The sequence below is a fragment of the Shewanella sp. JNE2 genome, assembly GCF_023159115.1.
GTDB lineage: Bacteria > Pseudomonadota > Gammaproteobacteria > Enterobacterales > Shewanellaceae > Shewanella > Shewanella putrefaciens.
This window is the reverse complement of record NZ_CP096169.1, coordinates 4378918-4399583: the sequence shown is the minus strand read 5'-3', so window position 1 is coordinate 4399583 and position 20666 is coordinate 4378918. Positions and strand designations below refer to the sequence as shown.

Sequence of the window (20666 nt, the reverse complement as noted above, 5' to 3'; positions counted from 1 at the left end):
CCTACATTTTTATTCGGTAAATTACCCTAGCAAGGCCACGATTTTTGAGATTAATGCAGCGGGTGCCATTTGGTGTATGTTGTGTCCTGCGCCGTGAATGCTATGGAGGAGAATAGGCGCTTGCTGTTGCCATTTTTCGGCAATGGCCGAAAATTTACTATCTTCAGTGCCCGCAAAAAAATGGCATTCGCAGGTTAATTGTGAAGGGACATTCCACAGGGATGCTTGCTTGGCAAGTGAAGTCGCAAGATAGATCTGTTGTAGTTTTTGTTTGGGGTGTTGATCTAATGCTTTTGTGCGTAAATCAATCAGACTTTGGCGTTTGGTTGTGCTCATATCGGCGAAAACCGCCTGTTGGTACCACAAGGCCAGAAACTCTTTGCTACTTAACCTCATTAAACGATCTGCCCACAGTGCATCATTACTGGCTCTGGTGGTTTTTTCTTCCAGATCATCTAGCCCTGGATGACAGGATTCGAGGGTTAAGCTCAGTAACCTTTGTGGGTAAGTATTGGCAAGGTGAAGAGCAATACGGCCACCGAGAGAATAGCCATAAAGGTGGAATTGACCTATGTGGAGCCCATCAAGGTGTGCGATCACATTTTCCACACATTGGCTAAATCCCTCCAACTCGGTTGGCGCTAACTCGTCTTGATTATCACCATGGCCTGGCAGATCCACACAAATGCAATGAAAGTGCTGACTTAGCACTGGCATTAACGGCAACCAGTCGGCCTTAGTACCTAAAAAACCGTGTAGTAATACTAAGACCGGTAGTGATGTTTCACCGTAACGGGCCATGGTTGGCATCAGCTTTGTTTCACCCACAGGTTGAGCTCAGCAATTTGGTCACTGGCTTGCGTTTGGCTAACATTGACTTCAATGATCGAAGCCCCTTGAAAATCCAGCGCTTCATTATAGCTATCTTGAAAATCGGCTAAATTATCTACTTGATTATAGGGCAGATTAAACATGGCTGCGGCGTAACCAAATTCTAAGCCGTGGCTGAGTCGATAGTAGTCATTGCGCACTTGTTCATTAGGAACAGGCAGCAGATTGAAGATATTGCCGCCATCATTATTGAGGATCACAATCACTAATGGGCTAGCTAAGCTTTTGGCAATAGCCAGCGAGTTAAGGTCATGCAATTGGGATAAATCACCAATAATCAAACTTGTAGGCTTACCTTCATGGGCTGCAAGGCCACAAGCCGTTGCCAGTAAACCGTCAATGCCCGAGGCGCCGCGGTTAGTATAAGTGGTGGCAGTGCAGCAACTGACTGGGGCATACATGTCGTATAAGCGAACGGGCAGACTATTGCCGATAAACAGTTGTTGTTCTAGTGGACGAGTATTTGCAATAGCGCGTACAACCTGCGCTTCGCCAAATTCCCCGTGATCGATATTGCGAACAAATAAGTTATGTAGTTCATCATTATAGGTAATGAGGGTATTGGCCCAGTTCGCGGAGGAAGACCGATACCAATTTAATGCTGCAAATTGTGCGGCATTGGCATGCCAAACATGCTTGGCATTATGGCTAGGGTCGAGTCGGTTTTGCTCTGGCAACACTTGCCAGTAACTGTGCCAGTGCTGCTCTGCTAAATAACTTATTAAGCGTTTTGATAATAAACGGCCACCAAATACGAGTACACGATCCGCTTCTTGTAATAGATTACGCGCCTTTGGATGTTGTAATAGTTGGTCAATATTTCCGATGGCAGCGGGGTGCTGGCGCAATTGTGATTGGGCATCCGTGAGTAGAGGCCAACCAATTTTTTGCGATAGGGCAATGAGCTGTTGTGGATCTTGTTCAGGGGTTAATGTGCCAGCAACAATGACCCCCTTTCCATGGACGAAACGCATTATTGCATCGTCACTAGGGTTGCTTACCTGCTTATATTTACCGTATTGAGTATAAGGCCGCGACAATTGCAGCCAAGTTTGCAAGGGTTTGAGGTAGGGCGATTCGGTATCGAGAATAGGGGCGCCTAGCTCACTTGGGTACAAAGGTTCACGGTACATGCAGTTGATATGCACAGGACGAGTCTGATTTGCCACCGCTTCATCAATGGTGGTGAGTAATGCCTGTGGTGCAATGTGTGCATCGGGTGTTGGCAAGTTAATTTGCTTGGCGTAATGAGCAAAAATACCGGGCTGAACTATGGCTTGGTTTGCGCCACAGTCGAGCAATTCTGGCGGGCGATCACCACTCAAGACGATTAAAGGTACATGGGTGAGCCAAGCTTCAACGATTGCAGGATATAAGTTGGCGACAGCAGTACCTGAGGTGGTGATAATAGCGACGGGAGCTCGGCTTGCTTTAGCAAGACCTAAGGCCATAAAACCTAATCCACGTTCATCAAAATGCAGGTGGCGTTTCAGCTTTGTTTGTTGGGCAGCAGCAAGGGTTAAAGGAGTTGAACGTGAGCCCGGCGCCATACACACATGTTGCACCCCAATGCGTGCAAGTTCCTCAAGAATAAGTGCGCCCCAAATAAGATTGAGTGTGGCTGTATTTTCGGTCCGCATAACTGAATCTATTAGGATAAAGATGGGCTTAGTGTAACGCGTTTACGCCGCAAGATGTATGCTTGGTTTAACAAATCTTGGGCGCATAAATGGTGGAGGTGTGCGAAAAGCTTAGGCATAGGTAACCCTATCACCTTTGATGTCGGTGGTTTCCAATTGACAGTGTTTCATTATCGCTAGGCTAAATAATACGATCGACGATTTTTTGAATTTCTCCACTTAACCATTTTAGATCCTCATTGATGGCGTTGGGCTGATTTTTTTGCACTAAAAAAATCGTTGGTGCTTCGGTATCTGCATAGAGACGTTCAGCTTCGTATTGCGATAGTTGGCAAGTATGCAGTTCAGGAATATCGCTCACCATTTCGTAGACTATCCGATAGGGCAATAAAGATACGGCATTACTTTCACCTAGATACTCAAACAAACTTGAAATACTGGTAATGGTAATTTCAGTATTGAGTTTTATACCATTAGTAATGCAAAACTCTTGGTATGGACTCAATTTGGTGCTGGGATTGCCAAGATCGGTATTGACATAGGGATATTCAGCAATGGTTTCTAAGGTGATTTCCCTTTTAAAAATAGGATGATGCCTGCTAGCAATTAGGTAGAGTTTATCCATGCGGTGCAATTCAGTCGTTAGCAGTTTATCGCCGAAGGCAGCGACATCGGCTGCGCTTTTATTGCAACAAATACCTAGTGTGATATCACCATTAATAATGTCCTGAGTGGTATGCATAGACCAAGGGTTAATATTAATGTGCATAGGTTTTTGCTCTTCTTTAATCGCCTGCATTAAGGCTTTAGGAAAGGCATAGGCAATTAATCCTGGCGCAGCAATTTCAACATGCGTTTTTACTTGGCGAGTATTTGCCATTCTGGCTTTTTGAAACTTATCGGTACACTCAATAGCTTCTTTTGCAATTGGATATAAATGAGTAGCAAACTCATTTGGAAATAAGCCGTATTTACGCCGAATAAAGAGTTCGTCACCAAAAATTTCCCGTAGATTTTTAAGGCTACGACTGATTTTAGGCGCTGGAATATCAAGAGCCTTCGATACATAGGTTGCTGACTTGTTCTCATATAACGAAACAAGTATTTTTAAACTCAGAATATCGAGGCCATCCATGTTACTAATATGCATTTTTTATATTCCTTAATATTGAGTAAATACTTAAAGTGCAGACTAATTATGCTGTTAATTAATAAATTTAATGTGAAACTAATCCCAAGTTTAGGATCTAGAGTTTATCTATGTGTGTCAAAGGCTTTTTATTTTGTTTTTTATATTTAAAAGGCGATTTTTAATGAAATTTGAAATTTCAAAAAATGATATTCACGCAATCAAAATCTAATAATTGAATTATCAAATACCAATATCTGCATTTAAGATTTGCATAATTTTGCAATGTGATCGGTTGTGTAAATCATTGTTTATATTTAAATTGTTATTTGCAAGTGTGATGCTGGTCAATAAAAGTTAAGTGTTTTCAAATAATACTGAAGTTGCTTTAAATGAGACAACAAAAATATAAATTAGTTTTTGGAGGCGTGTATGAATACTTCAGTCATTCTCAGCTATGCGTTTATGTACTTCGTACTATTCGTAGCAGTACCATTCGTGTTTGTGATGTTTGTCATGACTTGCATTAAGTTTTTTAGAGCAGATCCTGATGAAGCCGCACACCATGAAATGAAACTTAAACCAGTGCTGTTTGATAAACAAAGCTTCAATTTTTTTAAATCATTAAAAACTGTTGTTGAAGGTAAATACGATGTTTGTTGTAACGTACCATTAGACACAGTATTTGAGATGGATCACCATGATGCGGAATTAAATCATGAATGCCGACTCGATTATGTATTAATTGACCATGATTCATCTGAAGTGAAAATGGTGATCAGTGATTTTGGTAAAGAGACCAACTCACCACTGAAAAAATTGTTTAGCAAGTTCAATATCAATTTCATTGAAATGAACCCGCATAAACAGTGGGATACTCAGAGTCTTAAGCAAGCCTTAGCTGTGTGATCTTGACCGTCGGGTTCGGATCTATCCGAACCCTGACTCCTTCTTTACCTTCCTACGGATAAATGTGAGGACTTCCTATGTCAAAAAGACAATGGCTGTGGTCGTTACGCTTAGGTGCTGCGACATTGCTTTTAAGCTTTTCTGCAATGAGTGCTGAGCCAGCCAATCAAATTAACAGTGATGCTTGCATGAAGTGTCACAAGCGTAACGGTCAAATGTTAGGGCATCATGGCCAAGATGCGATGAAAATGACCTGTTCTTCCTGCCACGGCGAAAAGGGCGACCACCCTAAAAAACCAAATGATTTGGTGGTCTTCGGTATGCAAGACGCGTCGGATATGACGGTTCAACTTGGTGCGTGTCAGAAGTGCCATACCAAGAAAAAGCTCGGTGAAGCAGATTGGACACATAACGTGCACGCGAAAAAAGTGCCTTGTGCTGCCTGCCATAAATTACATAGTCCAACGGATCCAATGGCGCAGATGACGCTAAAGGTTCGCAGTGAGCTATGTAGCAGTTGCCACACTGGCAAGCAGGAGTAAAGTTATGGAAAATTCAAAAAGAAGATTTCTTAAAGGTACCTGTGCTTTATTAGCGGGTGCATCTGGCGCCTCACTTCTCGCCACTGTGAATGCATCAGGCAGTGTTAAAGCTGAAGCTGATGTGAAATATGCACTTATCCATGATGAAACTAAGTGCATTGGCTGCCAAGCATGTGAAGTGGCCTGCCGTGAAGTGAATAATGTGCCTGAAGGTGTTTCTAGGATTGAAATAAAAAGAGAAGGTCCTTTTGGCGAATACCCTAATCAGTTTTATCACTTTAGCCGCAAGTCTTGTCAACATTGTGAAGATGCACCCTGTGTGAATGTTTGCCCAACGGGAGCAGCGTTTATTGATAAAGAAACGGGCATTGTTTCTGTTGATGCTTGGAAGTGCGTAGGTTGCCAATATTGTATTGCGGCTTGTCCTTATCAAGTGCGTTTTATCCATCCTGTCACCCGTGCTGCGGATAAGTGTGATTTCTGCCGTGAAACGAACTTGGCTCAAGGTAAACAGCCTGCTTGTGTTGCTGCTTGTCCAACAAAAGCACTCGTGTTCGGTAATTTAAAAGACCCGACGTCAGAGGTTGTTCAAGTGCTGCGGTCTAATCCAACCCAACGCGCTAAGGTTGATCTCGGAACGAGACCTAAACTGTTCCGTATCGTTGCAAAATCAGGGGAGGTGACATTATGAGCGCACTGCATTTTGATACCTTAGTCTGGCATTGGCCGATTGCGATTTACTTGTTTTTAGCCGGTGTTTCAGCGGGTGCTATGTTCTTCGCTGTACTGTTAAAACATTTTGTACTTAAACATAACGCCTATCAGTCAGGTTTTGTGCAAGCAGCCTGTATTGTGGCTCCCGTTGCTGTCATGGCCGGGTTAGGTATTTTGGTCATTGATTTAACTAAACCGCTCGATTTTTGGAAGATTTTAGTGTTTTACAACCCTAAATCTGTCATGTCGATGGGTGTGCTTATTCTACTGATTTATCAAGTTTTTATGTTTATGTGGATAGGTATTACCTTCCGTAAGCCAGTGGATGCTTGGTGTGAAAAGCGTTTCCCGATAGTGCTTAAGTTGACGGCACTCTTAGCACGCTATGAGGCGACAATTACTGGCTTGTTAGTGATTTTCTCCTTGGCACTCGGGGCTTATACAGGATTTTTACTATCGGCCTTGCCTGGTTATCCAATGCTTAAAAATCCAGTGTTACCTTTGCTGTTTTTGGCATCGGGACTGTCTTCTGGTGCGGCATCTTCTTTACTGGGTGGTGTATTGCTCAATGGTAGTCCTAATGGTAAGGAAGTGCATTTTATCCATAAAGTTGAAATTCCACTGATTTTAGTCGAAATCGTGCTGATTTTTACCTTCTTTATGGGCTTAGTGTTAACGGGTGGACAGAGTAAAATTGCGGCCTTTAACGCCATTGGTTATGGCTTCTGGGGATGGATTTTCTGGCTCGGTATCATTGGTCTTGGTTTATCTGGCCCATTAGCAATGAATCTGTTTATGACGGCAACCTCTAAGCGCAAGTGGGCTTATGTGGCGGGTACAGCATGTATTAGTTTGATAGGAGTGCTGTTACTGCGAAACTTTATCCTTTACACCGGGCAAATGACCATTGCCTAACAGGGCAGAATACGTTGTTAGCAAGTATATCAATATCAGTGTTAAGGGATTCGACGGATTGCGAAAAACAGTGTCTAAGGAAAACACTGTGAGGTAACACCTCCAATAGCTATGACTGAACTATTGGGGATTGGTATCTCGCGCAATCCGTTGTCACAGGGAGGTTGCTGGGAAAGGAATCCATATTTTGTACTTAGGTATTTTGCCCTGCCTCCACAAGGGCTTCGCCACCTTTATTCCTTAGGGGTGGCGCTTCTTGCTAGGGGGCAAAACTCAATTTACTCGCCTAAATTATTGATCCATTCACTCATCACTATATGGGTTTTAATCTTGGTTATATCGGAATGAGCATCAATATATTCACGGATCTCATGTAAACGACGCATTGATGGCGTTTGGACATAAACCAGTAAATCCATATCCCCAGAAATACCACGGCATGTAATGACTTCAGGGATGGCTTGAAAGACATGCACGACGTCTGCGCAGCGTGAGCATTGGTGTTGGATCTCAAAATAGGCCGACACACCTTCTTTTTGCGATTCGCTCAAAAGGACTTGATAACCGCGGATCACTCCAGATTGTTCTAATTTCTTAATTCGCTCTGCAATGGCGCTGCGGGAAAGGCTTACTTGTTCAGCAATATGTGACACGCTCTGGCGTGCATTTTGACGTAAACAGTTAATGATTGCAGTATCGAACTTATCCAAATTGGGCTCCAGTGCAAATAGTGATATTGAATCAGTGCGCTATTTTCCATTGGTTTTAGTCACAATGGAATGGGCAGAGTATTAGGCGCACTATTTTACCGAATATTAAGTCGGCCGTCATTTTGATGGGAATAATCCCATTTTCCGTGATTTTGCTTGTGTAGGGCGTGGATAACACAGAAATTCACGGCAGATTGTGGCGTAAAATCTCATTATACTGTCGACTCAAAAATCATTGAATATTAACTGATGAATGCACATAGCGGAACAATAGGTCGTTGGCAAGGGGCTGGCTTAATGGCGACCACTTTACTGGGTACTGGGGTATTTATTTTGCCACAGATCACCATCGAAAAAGCCCATTCTGGCGCACTTGTGGCTTGGTTGTTATTGACCTTAGCCATTATTCCCGTTGCTTTAGTGTTTGGCCGTTTGGCGAGTGTATTTCCCCATGCTGCAGGTCCTGCCTATTTTGTTGAAAAAGCCTTTGGTCGTACAACGGGACGTACTATTGGTCTGATTTTTTTGCTGGTGGTTCCCATTGGTGCCCCCGCCGCGATCTTGATGACTTTTCAATTTGTGAATGCACTTATTCCATTAGAGGGTTGGCCTAAGGTTGGTTGCGAAATTTTGGTGATATTGGGACTATTTTTACTCAATTTACGGGGCATTCAAGTGTCGGCCAAACTGCAATTTGGTTTAACCCTATGCATAGTTGCTGTGGTGGTGATGTTATTTGGTGCAAGTAGCTTACAGCCTGGGCAGCTGACTTCACTTGCTAGCCACGGAATGCCGCAAATGTCAGCCGTAATGGTTGCTGCGGGTATCGCTTTTTGGAGCTTTTTAGGTATTGAAGCTATGACTCATCTTGCCGATGATTTTCGTCGGCCACAGCAGGATATGATCCCGGCGATGATGATGGGGACTATGCTGGTGGGCGTTATTTATGTTGCTTGTACATTTTTACTGCTGCTCGTGCCTACGGATGAAAGTGTTGCCATGATAGGTGTCTTTGATCAATTGCTTGGTGGGTATGGCGCTCAAGTTATCGGGGTTTTAGGCATTGCCAGTGGCCTTGCAACGGTAAATGTTTATGCGGCGAGTGCGGCTCGTTTGATCTGGAGTTTTAGTTGCGATGGCATTTTACCGCGTTTTTTTGCGGTCAAAAATAATCACGGTGTTCCTATTCGCGCATTGGCGGCATTACTCTCGGTTATGGCAAGCGTGATGGTGTTAACCTATTTGACTGGGCAGGAATTAGAGCATCTGATTGCGTGGAGCAATGGCGTTTTTGTGGTGATTTATCTGATGGCGATGTTAGCTGCGGCTAAATTATTACCAAAGCAAAACTTGCCCTTAGTCATATTAGGGTGTGTTTTCTGTTTGGCGTTAGGAATTGCGCTGGGTGCTAGTATGGCCTATGTGTTGGTATTGGTCATAGTCGTTGCGCCTTTTCTTTGGTGGCAAAAGACGCATATAAGCCGCAAACAAAGCTTAGTTATCCCTGACTGAATTCATTGCAAGGTTCCGCATCTGGATAAGTTCACTGTGCTTGAGATACAACAAGTCAGCGGTACGGCGAATAATTTGGTCTTCGTATTGGGATAATTGTCCATCGGCATAAGCGAGTTGCCACATTGCCAATAACAGTTGTTGCTTTTGCTCTAGGTTAAATTCGGCATTGATAGCGCTCGTAAATTCAAAGAGTGATGTTGCATTACCTTGTACTTGTTTAGCATCATCGATAAGAGCGTTGGCATCGTCATCTGTCATCGACAGGGTATCGGTAAGGAGCTTAGGCAACAGTGCCATTTCTTCAGCGGCCAATGTTTCATCGGCAAAAACGACTTCTAATAACATGCTGGCTGCGGCTAATTTAAGCTGATGCGCCTTATCTTCAGGGGAGACGGCTTGGGTGTGTGATTGAATAAATCGCTTTAGTTTCGCAATCATAGAAAGGCTTTTCTCATGCTAAAGAGGATATTAGGTAGAGTGATTTAAGGTGTAAAAGTTCACCCTAAACAACTATGGTTTAGGGTGGCTACGGCCATTAGAGTAAGGAATTTAGGCCTTTCATCAGTAGATCCGATGTGCCCTCTGTGCCATTGGTTTCAAGGTATGACTTCGCAATATTGATCATTGGCATAGCGAGTTCTTGTGAGATCCCCAGTTTTTCGAAAGCATCTAATACCATAGCACCACCTTGGAGCGATGAACCGAGATTGCCAGCTTTAGATAACAAGCCCGATACGCCTGAGTTTGCATCAAGTTTAGGGGCTGCGGCCAACAGACTCTCGGCATTAGGAATGCTGGCAGCCAATGTTGAATAATCGCTCGAACCAAGGCTAGATTGTGCAAGCCCTAATAAACTGCCTAATCCACCTTCTGCTTGGGTTTGGTTTAAGCCCAGTTGAGACATCACATTACCCACCAGTTCATTGGATTGGGTTGCATTAACAGTTGCGACTGTCTGTTCGGTTTTGGCTTGAGTACCCGCTAGATTATCTAACCAACCAGCATGAACGGGTGTGGCCATAATAGAGGTGCCAAGGAGAAGAGATAGCGTGATGACGTGTTTCATATGAGGTGTCCTTTAAGGTGTTGCGCGCAATTAAAGGAGACAGTTTAGCGGCTTTGATGTCGTTGTTGCAGTAGTTTTCTGTGATTTCCTGTTCACACTGGTGATTTCTGCTGTGCATTGGTCCGGGATTTTCGGTATCCTAGCGGCAATTCTCTGTGTTAATTTATTTCAATTATTTTGGAAAGTCGCATGTCACTATCCGCAATTTTAACCGAAGCCTATAACTTTTTCCGTAATCATCTCGTGCAACTTGCCATGTTGACAGTGCCATTGCTGTTAATTCAAGTGGGTATTCAGCTATGGCTTGGGGCTGAGATGAGTAAAGCCGATCTTGAAAATCCTCAGTTTGGCGCGCCACATATGCTTGCGATGATGCTGTTACTCCTTACTTTCTCGGTATTGATCGCAGCCTTAACATTGTTTTTAGAACTCCGTTCTCAGGGGCATCATCCTTCTGCTGGTATGGTGTTGAAAGCCAGCTTACCTTTTGTGCCGCCGTTATTACTCGCAGGGGTATTCTCTGGTCTAGCGATTTTGGCGCCAGTGATGTTATTTGCTGCTTTTGGCCCAATGTGGTTGATAGGACTCGTGATCAGTTTTTATCTCTTTGCCCGTTTAGCCTATGTGAACTTTATGGTGGTGGTCGAACGCTTAACGCCACTGGAAGCCATAAAAGGAAGCTTCAGTTTTAGTGGCCCAATCGTATTAAAAACAATCGCATTATTAATGCTTTATTTGCCATTGGCAGTGATCAGTAGTCAGTTAGCGAGTATTGCAGCTATGGGCGGTTTACCTTTGCAAATGCTGGTAGATACTTTTATGTCCTTTATTGGTTTATTCGTTAATTTGGCCCTATTTCGTTTGTATATGGTATCTAAAAAACCGACAGTCGAATAAGGTAAGCGAGTACTCCCTATAGAGGTAAGCATCGATGGCGACTAAGGTTGTGATAAAGGATAGTGATTTTATCCAAGGTTTTTCCGCCAATCTTGTCGATGATTACCTCTGTGCAAAAAATTATGTTAAGGACGTACCGACTCAGTCATTACTGCATATTCGCAGTTTTACACATAAGCTGACCGAGTTGTTGGGGCAAGATAAGCGGATTGAGTTCTCAAGCCCCAATTTGTATGACCGTATCGAGCAGTTAAACCAAAAACGCCTGATTGATGTTAAAACAACCCGTGCCTTACACCGCTTACGTGCCGACGGTAACCGTGGCGCCCATCCAGAAAAATATCATCTTACCCAAGAGCAATTACTCGCTTTAGCCCAAAAAACGATTAAAGATGTACTGACATTAGTTGAGCACTTATATCCTAAGGTGGCAGGATGTGTTGCTCCTAGGTATCAATACAAAGCGAGTGATTCAGTAACGGTTAAAGACCTCTGCTATCGCGCTGTGATGGAAGATGATCCTAATGCTCAATATTTGGTAGGTATTTCGCTAAAAACAAAGGCTTTTATGCTTAAGGATCAAGCGCTTTCTTGGGCTGATCAAGCCGATGATGTTTTGGCCACGCATGCGGAGTTAACTAATAATGTGAGTGCCCAAGCGGCGGATACTTTTGCGAAGGCGGCTTATTGGTTTTCCCTTGCGGCACCCAAAAATATGGACGCTTTGTACGAGCATGGCGTTGCACTGATCCACGGTTATCAAGGCGTGCCAGATATTGCTAAGGGAGAACAAGCTATTGCTGTTGCGGCAGAGGCCGGTGTTGTTAATGCGATGGCACTTTTAGGGTATTTTTATCTAGTGGGCAGTGAGTCATTGGCTCAGGATTTAGAGCTAGCGCAGCAATATTTACAGCGTGCAGCCGATGGTGAACAAGCGGAGGCCATGGCAAACCTTGGCGTATTACATTATCAGCGTGAAGATTTGACTCAAGCCTATCACTTTATTCATAAAGCGGCGCAGGCTGGCTATCCCCATGCCCAGTATCATCTGGCATTAATGCTCGCTAATGGCGAGGGTTGTTCTCGAGATCCTATCGCTAGCGAATATTGGATGGCTGAAGCCGCAGAGCAAGGACAGTTAGATGCCATGTTTATGCGGGCACAACATATGCTCAACGATGACAATGCATTCGGTAGCGATTTAACCCAAGCTGAGCATTATTTGCGTGAAGTGATCAAATATGGTCATAGCGTTCCTGCAATGATAGAGCTGAGTATGGCATTAGCCGATGGGATGTTGGGCAGAATTGATGTGGTTGGTGCAGCGGCATTACTGAATTTAGCTCGGCGTTATGCCAATGAAAAGGAGGCTGAGATTATCGAACCTCTTTGGCTTTCATTGGCATTACAAGTAGATAAGGTACTCGAAATGACAGTCGATCCCGCAGAGATCCACAGCCTTAAGCGCGCGCAGACTTTACTTGCCTAAATCCGTCAATTAACGCTCATCCTCTTGATGCTCAAAAGTGCGTCCTTGATGATGAGTCGCGTGTGGCTCACGAACAATATGGGGAGATGAATAACCCGTTGACTCAGTAGTATGAGTTGTCTGCGTGTGCGCTCGATTAAATTTTGCCAATTGGCGCGCGACATAAATACGGCTAAATAATACTAAGCACCCTAGTGTAATTGCGCCGAATAACAGCACAAAAGGAAGTAAAAACAGTGATAAGCAGATAAGGCTTACACTGAGCGCCATGGCTAACCAAGCCCGTGGGCCAGAAATTCGGGTCTGCATTGGGCTCTGTTGGAACTGTTGATAAATCATAAGAACTCCTAAATAGGCAGTGGACGTTTAGTGTGCAATAAAAAAAAGCGAGGGGTCACGTTAAACTTGGTTAATTTACGTTCTTTTACGTCCACAGAGATCCTGTTGTTGTTACTTTTTATGAAATGTAACTATTGAGCATGGAATGTGTGTTTATTTTGATTTCATTGGTTGATTTCATGTTTTATATGAATGGTAGATCATGATACTAAAAGTGATTTCTTTGTTTGTTATACAAAATATGCGAAAATTCTGGTCAATTTCTGATAGGTTTTCTGCCACCTATGTAACTTTATTACCATGGTTCAGCAATACCGATTAGTTTGCCCAGCTATCCCTTGTCACTAATAATAGACGCCAATATGAACTCATACTCGCTCAAACAGAAAATCCTCATTTCGGTGGTAATCGCCCTTTCGCTCGTGATTGGTTTATTGTCATGGCAAAGCTATTCCAGTCAAAAATCCCTACTGTTACAGAACAGCCTCGAGCAGGTTCAGCGGCTAGGCGATCAACAGGCTGAGCGTATTCAAGAATGGCTATCTGGGCGTCAAGATATTGTTGGAGCACTTGCAAGCAAGGTTGAAGGTGACACTTTAAACACATTGCAACAAGCTCAAGCATCGGGTCGGTTTCAGTTGACCTATTTTGGTGCTCAAACAGGGCAAATGTTGGATTCTGATCCCAGTATTGATCGTACAGGTTATGACCCTCGTAGCCGCGCTTGGTATCAGCAAGCGGTTAAAGAGCGTGGCCTTATTCTGACTAAACCCTATATGGATGTCGCCTATAACATCTTGGTTGTGACTATGGCGCAGGCAATTCCTACTGGTGTTGTTGGTGGGGATTTATCGATTGCCAGTCTGGTGGACAGTGTGAATCGGATGAAATTACCCGCAAATGGTTATGCCATCATGATACATAAGGATGGGACTGTTATTGCTTATAAAGATCCCACCAAGGCGATGCAACCCATCAGCAATATTGACAGTAACCTAAACCATAATCTGCCTGAACAAAGCCGTAAAGTTGGCGAGCTGCTCTCTATGCATTTTGAGCATGAAGGCAGAGATAAGTTAGTTTGGGCTGTCGATATCCCTAATACTGATTGGGAGCTAGTATTAGTGCTTGATAAGGAGACCTTAGAAGCACCGCTCACTCGTTTGCTATTGGTGCAGCTTGGATTATCGGCATTAGTTTTGTTATTGAGTGTATTAGCGATTTCGTGGCTTGTTAATGTGCTTTTAGGTCCTTTGAGTCGAGTATCTCAAGCCTTAGCTCGCATCGCTGATGGTAATGGTGATTTAACCCAGCGTATCGAAGTCGACACTCAAGATGAAGTGGGTGTACTTGCTGACAGCTTTAATCGTTTTGTGGGGAGTCAACATCAGCTTATCAGCCATATTCGCCACTTAGCTAACGAATTAGATGCGGATGCTGAACGTAGTCTAACCACTACGCAAACTTCCGTTTCTGAGTTACAACGTCAGCAGCAGGAGGTCGCTATGGTTGCCACAGCGGTGACTGAAATGGCAAGTGCCACTAATGAGATTGCAGCTAATGCAGAGAATACTGCGACTGCGGCGCAGCAATCGGCGGCGAGTAGTTTACAGGGTAAGGACTTAGTGCATAAAACCCGTAACTCGATTAACTCACTTGCTAATGAGGTTTCTCAAGCAACCGATGTGATTGGTGATTTGAGCCGTCACGCTCAGTCTATTTCGAGCATTCTGGGCACAATTCAAGGGATTGCAGAGCAAACTAACTTACTGGCGCTTAATGCCGCAATTGAAGCGGCTCGTGCGGGTGAGCAGGGACGAGGTTTTGCCGTTGTTGCGGATGAAGTGCGAGTCTTATCGCGCCGCACGCAAGATTCGACCCAAGAAGTGCATACCACAATTGAAACACTGCAACGCACTACTGCTAGGGCTGTCACTCTGATGGAAAGTAGTCAAGCCCTTGCGGGTAACAGTGTCGAGGATGCTAACGCAGCGGCGAAAGCCTTGGAAGAAATTACCCAAGCTGTGAATGTGATTTCAGATATGGCTGGGCAGATTGCCACCGCTGCGGAAGAGCAAACTCAAGTCACGGGTGAAATTACTCAAAATACCGTAGCGATTAAGGATGTAACCGATGAGATCACGGCCTCTGCTATGGCTGACTTAGCTCAGGCTAAGGCACTTAAAGCGCGCGCAAATGATCTGAATGCCCAAGTTGCAACGTTTATCCTTTAAACACGATGATTAATTGTTAGCTTGATATTAAGCCCGATAATGCTTTTGCTTTATCGGGCTTAGTTTTTGTCACCTTGAAATAACAGGAGATAATTGGAGTTGTTAGGTGATATCAAGCGGATTGAATAATGTAGCAACACTCTGACAAATCGTTTCTCTAATCCATTTATGCCCTTGATCTTCATCATTTCTTTGATGCCATAAGAGTACATAGGCCATAGGCATAAATTCAAAGGGGAGGGGAATTTGTTTTAACGGATAAAGTTGGCAAGCATGGCGAGCAAAACTTGAGGGTAGTGTAAAGATTAAATCACTGTGGGCGCAGACGCTGGCTGCACCATAAAAATCTGGCACAGTAGTGCTGATTTTTCGCCTATGTCCGAGATCTGCAAGAAAGTAATCCAAAGCCCACCAATCGCTCCCTTCACAGCGTACTTGTACATGGGCCATATCGAGATAAAGTGATAAATTCCATTGCGCTGACATAAGGGCAGCCATTGATGGATGATCTTCTCGAATAAGACACACTTGCTCATCGGTAAACAATGTTTGGCAGGCAATGCCTTCGGGTAACCGGTCTATTTGTGGATCGGAAAGCGGGTGTAAGTCGCGACCAGAAATCCCAAAATCAATTTGCCCTTGCTGTAGATCATGCATGGATTTTTCAGTCCAGACATAGGAGTCTAGCTTGATATTGGGTGCGGTATTCAGCAAAGGGCCGATAAAATAAGGAATTAAGGTTTCGTAGGCACTTTCGACCATGGCGAAGGAAAATTGTCTGTTGCTGCTTGCTGGATTAAAAGTCGGTGGTTGAGTTAGTTGATACAAGTCCTGCAAAATATTCGGGAGTTTTTGCCCAAGATTCAGGGCATGCGCCGTCGGTTTTAGGCCGTGTGCGGTACGTTGGAATAGCGGATCGTCTAAGGTTTCTCGCAGTCTATTCAAACTCTTACTTAGAGCCGATTGACTGATATGTAGTCGGCTAGCAGCTCTTGTCACACTCTGTTCCTCGAGGAGAACTTTGAGTATGACCAACAGATTAAGATCGATTCTGGCTAAGTTATCTAAGTTCATAGATATTCCTAAAAGGAAATTCACTTTGGAAATTATACCATTTCTGTTCATACCTTGATTTATTTAAAATAGCGCCCACTGAAATACCTTTACCTGATCAACTGAGATTATTTATGCGGCGCAATCTATTACCTATCCTCATGTCTATGGTGCTGCTTAGCCCATTGGCCATTGATATTTATTTACCTTCAATGCCAACTATGGCAGCAGAATTCGCCGTATCCGCCAGTGAAGTTCAATCGACTCTGGTATTGTTTTTATTTGCCATGGGGTTAGGGCAAGTGCTTATTGGCCCATTGGCGGACCGCTATGGTCGTCGGCCTGTGGCATTATTTGGTGTGTTACTTTACGGCGCAAGCAGCCTTTTAGCCGCAGCGGCTATCGAGTTTCATTGGTTGCAAATTGCTCGCGTATTACAGGGATTGGCCGCCTGTTCGACGTCAATTGTGGTGTTTAGTGCGGTCCGTGATTGTTACACGCAAAAAGAAGGCGCTAAGATTTACAGTTATTTAAATGGCGCAATTTGTGTGATTCCAGCACTTGCTCCGACATTAGGTGGACTGTTAGCGATGCAATTTGGCTGGCGTTCGACCTTCGTATTTATGACCTTATATGCGATGTTGATGATGCTCGTGGTGGGTTATCGTTTGCCCGAAACTCGCCCCGCTAATACAGTCACGACAGGACCTTTATACCGTTGGGGTCGATATAAACCAGTATTAAGCAATACCCACTTTTTGTTTTATGCCTTTGCCTGTATGTCGGCTATGGCTGCCATTTTGAGCTATGTCTCTTATTCGCCAGTATGGTTAATAGGCCACTTAGGCGTATCTGAACTGGCTTTTAGTGGTCTGTTTGGTCTCAATGCGTTAGTTAATATTGTGGCTTGTTTTGCGGCGCCAGTCGTTATTCGTAAATTAGGTAACCGCCCAACGGTGATCTTAGCCCTATCGTTACTTGTTCTATCCGCAATCTTTATTCTTGGGGCTCAGCAATTTGGTCCAAGCGCGGGAATGGCTGGTGCCTTTGCTTTTATGCTACCTATGATGCTGTTATGTATCGGTTTTGCGCTATTGCTCGGTCCTGCTACTAGCATGGCTTTATCTGCCTTTGGCGAGCGGGCTGGTACTGCTGCTGCCATGCTTGGATTTATCCAGATGAGCGGTGCATCAGTATTAACAGGACTCGTTCAACAAACAAATTTAACGGCGCCTTACGCAGTTGCTCTAGTGATGGGCGTATTTTCTATTGGCTTATTATTGATGATGGCGTTGAGTCGCTTCGACCATTGGCATCAGGAGCAGTTACACCACTCACATTAAATACCTGAATACCCTTTGCCCGCAGCAAGTTTGACCATAAGCTGCGGGCATTTTTTATTGTGCCTGCTGATTTATCATCCTTTGATATACTCCTGCGATACACGGTTTAGTAGAGAATAAGATTTGACCCGTCACTATTGTGTTGCTTGTCGCTATCCATTAAATTCCTGCCTTTGTAGGAGTATTCAACCTATTTATCCTTCGACGCGATTGGTCGTTTTACAGCATCCCAGTGAGGTTGAGCATAAGAAAAATAGTGTACGGGTGTTAAGCCTTGCAGTACCAGAGACTCAAATCTATGTGGGTGAAGATGAACATGATTTTAGTGAGTTGCGTAATGACTTAACTAAGCATGATCAGCCCATTTATCTTGTCTATCCTTCGGATAATAGTGTGAGCGTTGAAGCGCAAGATATTAGCCCTAATTGCGTATTGTTGTTACTTGATGGTACCTGGCGTAAAGCCTTTAAAATGCTACAGCTTAATCCTTGGCTAAACGAATATCCTGCGGTGCATTTAACTGAGGGCTATGAGTCAAGATACAAGATCCGCAAATCAAGCCGTAACGATAGTTTATCGACCTTAGAAGCCAGTGCTTATATGCTAAGCGCACTTGACCCTTTGCTCAATGTTGCGCCTGTCATCACGGCTTTTGATGCCATGGTGGAGATGCGTATAAAGGCTATGCCACCTGAGATTCAGGTTCGCTATCGTGAATTTAGTGAATAAATCCAACGATATGAACTGGCTTGTTAGAATATTTAGATATAGATAAGTGCTTTTAAGTTATCGATTTTTTGAGCTATCGTACGAATAAAATTAGCAAAAGTCTTATTCAGATCACGCTAACTTAATGCAAAACGCGGTTTAATAGGCACGATTCATTTGCACTGCAAATGATGAGATAGCTTTGCCAGCCAATTGCTTTGCAGGGGAGTGATTCCATTTTTTTGATGGTGTGCTGGCAGGGCTATCGAGCCTACCCTAAGTGTTTTACCGCAAGCATAAATAATCCAGTTGTTTCCGATAGCCAAATAACAAGCCGTGAACTTTTTTGGGGCTGTAAGGGCGACCAACACGCCAAGTTTGATGCTAGGCGATGTGTTTTTCGACTAAAAAGGTTTGGGTGAAGTGTTCGACAGCACTGGGGTAACCAAATAAAAATCCCTGAGCAAATCCTTGTCCCATGTCGGTCATGATGTCTTTTTGTTGTTGTGTTTCAATTCCTTCCGCCACAAAATGAATATCTAGCGCCTGTGCCAATTGCACGATGGCATAGCAGAGCTTTTGCCCTGAGATATCGTTTAAACGTAGGGCAAATTCTGCATCTATTTTTACGCTATCAATCGGTAAGGTACCCAAGCGGCTAAGTGAAGATAGTCCTGTCCCAAAGTCATCAATGGCAATACTAACACCTAGTGATTTGATGCGATTAAGCGTTAATCTCGCTTGTTCAGGTTGACGCAGCAGTGCTGATTCGGTGATCTCTAAAATCAATGCATCGGCGGGTAGCGCTGCCATTTCTAAGGCATTTATCACTTGTTCAACAAAATCGACATGCTCTAGCTGTAGTGGTGAGACATTGACCGAAATTTTAAAATCAGATTGATACTGTGATCGCCAAAGTGTTGCTTGTTGGCAGGCTTGTTCGAGTACCCATTGGCCGATGTTAACAATTAACCCTGTTTCTTCGAGTAGTGGGACAAATTCTGAAGCCTCATAGTGCTCAGTGGGAGATTTTTGCCAGCGCAGTAAAGCCTCCGCCGCGATGGTTTGGTTTGTGTGTAAGTCTACGATAGCCTGATAAACTAATTTGAACTGTTTTAGGCTATGCGCATGTCTTAAACTATTAATCAGTTTCAGCTTTATTTCAGCCGCTTGACTCATTGATTTGTCATAAAACACTAAATGTGGCGGGCTCTTTTTAGCACAGTACATGGCGGTATCTGCCAAGCTTATTAATTGCGTTGCCTGATCACTATGGGTAGGGAAAAGAGCAATACCAATACTTGTGCCAAGGAAGAATTTTTGCCCTTCGATTTCAAAAGGGCTGTCAAATAGACTCAGAATTTGTTCAGCAAAGAGTTGAATTTCTTCTTTACAGCTACAGCCTTGAAGTATAAGGGTAAATTCATCTCCTCCCATGCGGGCAATATCGGCTTTTTCGATACAACCGGCTTCTAGCCTTGCTGCAACCAATTGTAAAACCCTATCACCCATTGAGTGGCCAAAGCTGTCGTTGATATTTTTAAAACCATTGAGATCTAAAAACATCAAAGCGCCTAAGAGATTTGGGTCGGTTTGTAATTTTTCTAGCGCGCTATTAAGTAATTGTTTTAAGTGAAAACGGTTGGGTAAGCCTGTCAGCGTATCATACATGGCCCGAGTGGTGAGTTGGGTCTCCAACTGCTTTTGGGTGCTGATATCACTAAAAATATTAACGTGGTAAGGGGTTTCCCCATCAACCACAATTCGGCGGCTACTTTGCCATGCAGGAAAAGTGCTGCCATTTGAACGCTTTTTAAGTGTTTCACCTTGCCAAGAACCACGTTGTTTTATCGCCAGTTGACAGTCGGTTTCTTCACCTTGGCTAAGATTGCGAGATTCTAACATTGCAGGCGTATGGCTAATCAGTTGCTCTGCGCTATACCCACAAATACGGCACATGGCTTTGTTAACGGCAAGGATGCGGTTATCGTCATCTGTGATATAAACGGCTTCGGCACTTTCCTCTAAGGTTGTTGATAGTATTTCTTTAGGAATGTGAGCAAAACCATCTGTAATGGCCTCTCGCACGTGATTGCGACGGTTAAGAGCTTGTAGTTCGACGAGTACCACGGGTTGTTGCTGGAGATAGCATCGATATAAATTAATGCGTGTTGGCAGCTCGCGACCTTGTTGGTTTAAATGTAACCAATTAAATTCGACATGATTACCCGCGATAGCTTCGAGTATCATTTCTCTAGCAAATTCAACACTATTACGCCCAGATGATTGGATTCTCGGTGAGAAATCATAGGGTGTTGCATTCACAAACGCATCGTAATGAGTGCCAAAATAATTTAACGTTGCGCGGTTGGCGCTGATAAAGCTAAAACCTTGGATAAGTGCTAGCGGTGTTTGATCGGGATGGGTTTGCCAAAGAGACAGCTTTTCTCGCAATACGGGATCGTCCGTACTGAGTTTATTGAGTAAGTGTTGCCATCTAATCATTCAGGATACTCCCTGGTAACTCTCACGAGTCACATCCCATTCCATAGGTATTTCGTTTATAAAGAAA

Annotated in this window: 19 protein-coding genes; 10 read left to right on the top strand and 9 right to left on the bottom strand. The window is 43.8% G+C overall.

The window, feature by feature from the left end; translation table 11 throughout:
* Positions 1-21: 21 nt before the first annotated feature.
* From menH to MZ182_RS19490, 3 genes are all read right to left on the bottom strand, one after another.
* Positions 22-810, bottom strand: coding sequence for a 2-succinyl-6-hydroxy-2,4-cyclohexadiene-1-carboxylate synthase (menH, locus tag MZ182_RS19500; protein WP_011791126.1), 789 nt, complete (start codon positions 808-810; stop codon positions 22-24).
* Positions 810-2531, bottom strand: coding sequence for a 2-succinyl-5-enolpyruvyl-6-hydroxy-3-cyclohexene-1-carboxylic-acid synthase (menD, locus tag MZ182_RS19495; RefSeq protein ID WP_115016844.1), 1722 nt, complete (start codon positions 2529-2531; stop codon positions 810-812). Before menD ends, menH begins: the two co-directional genes overlap by 1 nt.
* Before the next feature lie 181 nt (positions 2532-2712).
* The gene (locus MZ182_RS19490; protein WP_011791124.1) at positions 2713-3681 is read right to left on the bottom strand and encodes a LysR family transcriptional regulator; all 969 of its coding nucleotides are present in this window, start codon (positions 3679-3681) and stop codon (positions 2713-2715) included.
* Between the two features lie 411 nt (positions 3682-4092).
* Here MZ182_RS19490 and MZ182_RS19485 point away from each other — a divergent pair, with 411 nt between their 5' ends.
* The 4 genes from MZ182_RS19485 to nrfD all read left to right on the top strand — a co-directional run bounded on the left by MZ182_RS19485 (position 4093) and on the right by nrfD (position 6740).
* Positions 4093-4569, top strand: coding sequence for a hypothetical protein (locus MZ182_RS19485; RefSeq protein ID WP_011791123.1), 477 nt, complete (start codon positions 4093-4095; stop codon positions 4567-4569).
* Positions 4570-4646: 77 nt separating this feature from the next.
* Positions 4647-5111 (top strand): nitrite reductase, encoded by a 465-nt coding sequence (locus MZ182_RS19480; RefSeq protein ID WP_011791122.1) that lies wholly within the window; start codon positions 4647-4649, stop codon positions 5109-5111.
* Positions 5112-5115: 4 nt separating this feature from the next.
* On the top strand, positions 5116-5802 hold the full coding sequence (locus MZ182_RS19475; RefSeq protein ID WP_011791121.1) for a 4Fe-4S dicluster domain-containing protein: 687 nt from the start codon (positions 5116-5118) through the stop codon (positions 5800-5802).
* Positions 5799-6740 (top strand): cytochrome c nitrite reductase subunit NrfD, encoded by a 942-nt coding sequence (gene nrfD, locus MZ182_RS19470; protein WP_011791120.1) that lies wholly within the window; start codon positions 5799-5801, stop codon positions 6738-6740. The genes MZ182_RS19475 and nrfD overlap by 4 nt, the downstream gene beginning before the upstream one ends.
* Before the next feature lie 278 nt (positions 6741-7018).
* Here the strand turns inward: nrfD and MZ182_RS19465 are convergent, their stop codons facing one another.
* Positions 7019-7450: an Lrp/AsnC family transcriptional regulator gene (locus tag MZ182_RS19465; protein ID WP_014611747.1), complete on the bottom strand. Its 432-nt coding sequence runs from the start codon at positions 7448-7450 to the stop codon at positions 7019-7021.
* Between the two features lie 249 nt (positions 7451-7699).
* Between MZ182_RS19465 and yjeH the strand changes: the two genes are divergently transcribed.
* Positions 7700-8962 carry an L-methionine/branched-chain amino acid transporter gene (gene yjeH, locus MZ182_RS19460; protein ID WP_011918453.1) on the top strand — a complete coding sequence of 421 codons (1263 nt, stop codon included), beginning with the start codon at positions 7700-7702 and terminating at the stop codon, positions 8960-8962.
* On the opposite strand, the gene MZ182_RS19455 is transcribed toward yjeH, so the two are convergent.
* Together MZ182_RS19455 and MZ182_RS19450 are read right to left on the bottom strand one after the other, a co-directional pair.
* Positions 8945-9403, bottom strand: coding sequence for a TerB family tellurite resistance protein (locus MZ182_RS19455; RefSeq protein WP_248066713.1), 459 nt, complete (start codon positions 9401-9403; stop codon positions 8945-8947). The two genes, yjeH and MZ182_RS19455, sit on opposite strands and share 18 nt — an antisense overlap.
* 97 nt (positions 9404-9500) lie before the next feature.
* Entirely contained in the window at positions 9501-10031 is a 531-nt protein-coding gene (locus MZ182_RS19450) for a DUF2780 domain-containing protein (protein WP_011791116.1), read from the bottom strand.
* A 189-nt stretch (positions 10032-10220) separates the two neighbouring features.
* Here MZ182_RS19450 and MZ182_RS19445 point away from each other — a divergent pair, with 189 nt between their 5' ends.
* Positions 10221-10928: a hypothetical protein gene (locus tag MZ182_RS19445; RefSeq protein WP_011791115.1), complete on the top strand. Its 708-nt coding sequence runs from the start codon at positions 10221-10223 to the stop codon at positions 10926-10928.
* A gap of 34 nt (positions 10929-10962) precedes the next feature.
* On the top strand, positions 10963-12417 hold the full coding sequence (locus MZ182_RS19440) for a DUF4145 domain-containing protein (RefSeq protein ID WP_011791114.1): 1455 nt from the start codon (positions 10963-10965) through the stop codon (positions 12415-12417).
* Positions 12418-12426: 9 nt separating this feature from the next.
* Here the strand turns inward: MZ182_RS19440 and MZ182_RS19435 are convergent, their stop codons facing one another.
* Entirely contained in the window at positions 12427-12756 is a 330-nt protein-coding gene (locus tag MZ182_RS19435; RefSeq protein WP_011791113.1) for a hypothetical protein, read from the bottom strand.
* 362 nt (positions 12757-13118) lie between these two features.
* On the opposite strand from MZ182_RS19435, the gene MZ182_RS19430 reads away from it, so the two are divergent.
* Complete coding sequence (locus tag MZ182_RS19430) at positions 13119-14990, top strand: methyl-accepting chemotaxis protein (protein WP_014611743.1); 1872 nt, start codon at positions 13119-13121, stop codon at positions 14988-14990.
* Between the two features lie 102 nt (positions 14991-15092).
* Here the strand turns inward: MZ182_RS19430 and MZ182_RS19425 are convergent, their stop codons facing one another.
* Positions 15093-16064 (bottom strand): LysR family transcriptional regulator, encoded by a 972-nt coding sequence (locus MZ182_RS19425; RefSeq protein ID WP_011791111.1) that lies wholly within the window; start codon positions 16062-16064, stop codon positions 15093-15095.
* Positions 16065-16177: 113 nt separating this feature from the next.
* On the opposite strand from MZ182_RS19425, the gene MZ182_RS19420 reads away from it, so the two are divergent.
* Entirely contained in the window at positions 16178-17386 is a 1209-nt protein-coding gene (locus MZ182_RS19420) for a multidrug effflux MFS transporter (protein ID WP_061783363.1), read from the top strand.
* A gap of 123 nt (positions 17387-17509) precedes the next feature.
* Positions 17510-18115 (top strand): tRNA-uridine aminocarboxypropyltransferase, encoded by a 606-nt coding sequence (locus MZ182_RS19415; RefSeq protein WP_248066710.1) that lies wholly within the window; start codon positions 17510-17512, stop codon positions 18113-18115.
* Between the two features lie 363 nt (positions 18116-18478).
* Here MZ182_RS19415 and MZ182_RS19410 read toward each other — a convergent pair whose 3' ends face one another.
* Positions 18479-20599, bottom strand: coding sequence for a putative bifunctional diguanylate cyclase/phosphodiesterase (locus MZ182_RS19410; RefSeq protein ID WP_248066708.1), 2121 nt, complete (start codon positions 20597-20599; stop codon positions 18479-18481).
* Between the last annotated feature and the right edge of the window lie 67 nt (positions 20600-20666).

Excerpts from the sequence above, each read along its gene's own strand:
- MZ182_RS19445 (WP_011791115.1), top strand. The coding sequence starts at position 10,221 with ATGTCACTATCCGCAATTTTAACCGAAGCCTATAACTTTTTCCGTAAT.
- menH (WP_011791126.1), bottom strand. The coding sequence starts at position 810 with ATGCCAACCATGGCCCGTTACGGTGAAACATCACTACCGGTCTTAGTA.
- MZ182_RS19430 (WP_014611743.1), top strand. The coding sequence starts at position 13,119 with ATGAACTCATACTCGCTCAAACAGAAAATCCTCATTTCGGTGGTAATC.
- nrfD (WP_011791120.1), top strand. The coding sequence starts at position 5,799 with ATGAGCGCACTGCATTTTGATACCTTAGTCTGGCATTGGCCGATTGCG.
- MZ182_RS19410 (WP_248066708.1), bottom strand. The coding sequence starts at position 20,599 with ATGATTAGATGGCAACACTTACTCAATAAACTCAGTACGGACGATCCC.
- yjeH (WP_011918453.1), top strand. The coding sequence starts at position 7,700 with ATGAATGCACATAGCGGAACAATAGGTCGTTGGCAAGGGGCTGGCTTA.
- MZ182_RS19475 (WP_011791121.1), top strand. The coding sequence starts at position 5,116 with ATGGAAAATTCAAAAAGAAGATTTCTTAAAGGTACCTGTGCTTTATTA.
- MZ182_RS19485 (WP_011791123.1), top strand. The coding sequence starts at position 4,093 with ATGAATACTTCAGTCATTCTCAGCTATGCGTTTATGTACTTCGTACTA.
- menD (WP_115016844.1), bottom strand. The coding sequence starts at position 2,531 with ATGCGGACCGAAAATACAGCCACACTCAATCTTATTTGGGGCGCACTT.
- MZ182_RS19455 (WP_248066713.1), bottom strand. The coding sequence starts at position 9,403 with ATGATTGCGAAACTAAAGCGATTTATTCAATCACACACCCAAGCCGTC.
- MZ182_RS19435 (WP_011791113.1), bottom strand. The coding sequence starts at position 12,756 with ATGATTTATCAACAGTTCCAACAGAGCCCAATGCAGACCCGAATTTCT.
- MZ182_RS19440 (WP_011791114.1), top strand. The coding sequence starts at position 10,963 with ATGGCGACTAAGGTTGTGATAAAGGATAGTGATTTTATCCAAGGTTTT.
- MZ182_RS19490 (WP_011791124.1), bottom strand. The coding sequence starts at position 3,681 with ATGCATATTAGTAACATGGATGGCCTCGATATTCTGAGTTTAAAAATA.
- MZ182_RS19480 (WP_011791122.1), top strand. The coding sequence starts at position 4,647 with ATGTCAAAAAGACAATGGCTGTGGTCGTTACGCTTAGGTGCTGCGACA.
- MZ182_RS19420 (WP_061783363.1), top strand. The coding sequence starts at position 16,178 with ATGCGGCGCAATCTATTACCTATCCTCATGTCTATGGTGCTGCTTAGC.
- MZ182_RS19425 (WP_011791111.1), bottom strand. The coding sequence starts at position 16,064 with ATGAACTTAGATAACTTAGCCAGAATCGATCTTAATCTGTTGGTCATA.
- MZ182_RS19450 (WP_011791116.1), bottom strand. The coding sequence starts at position 10,031 with ATGAAACACGTCATCACGCTATCTCTTCTCCTTGGCACCTCTATTATG.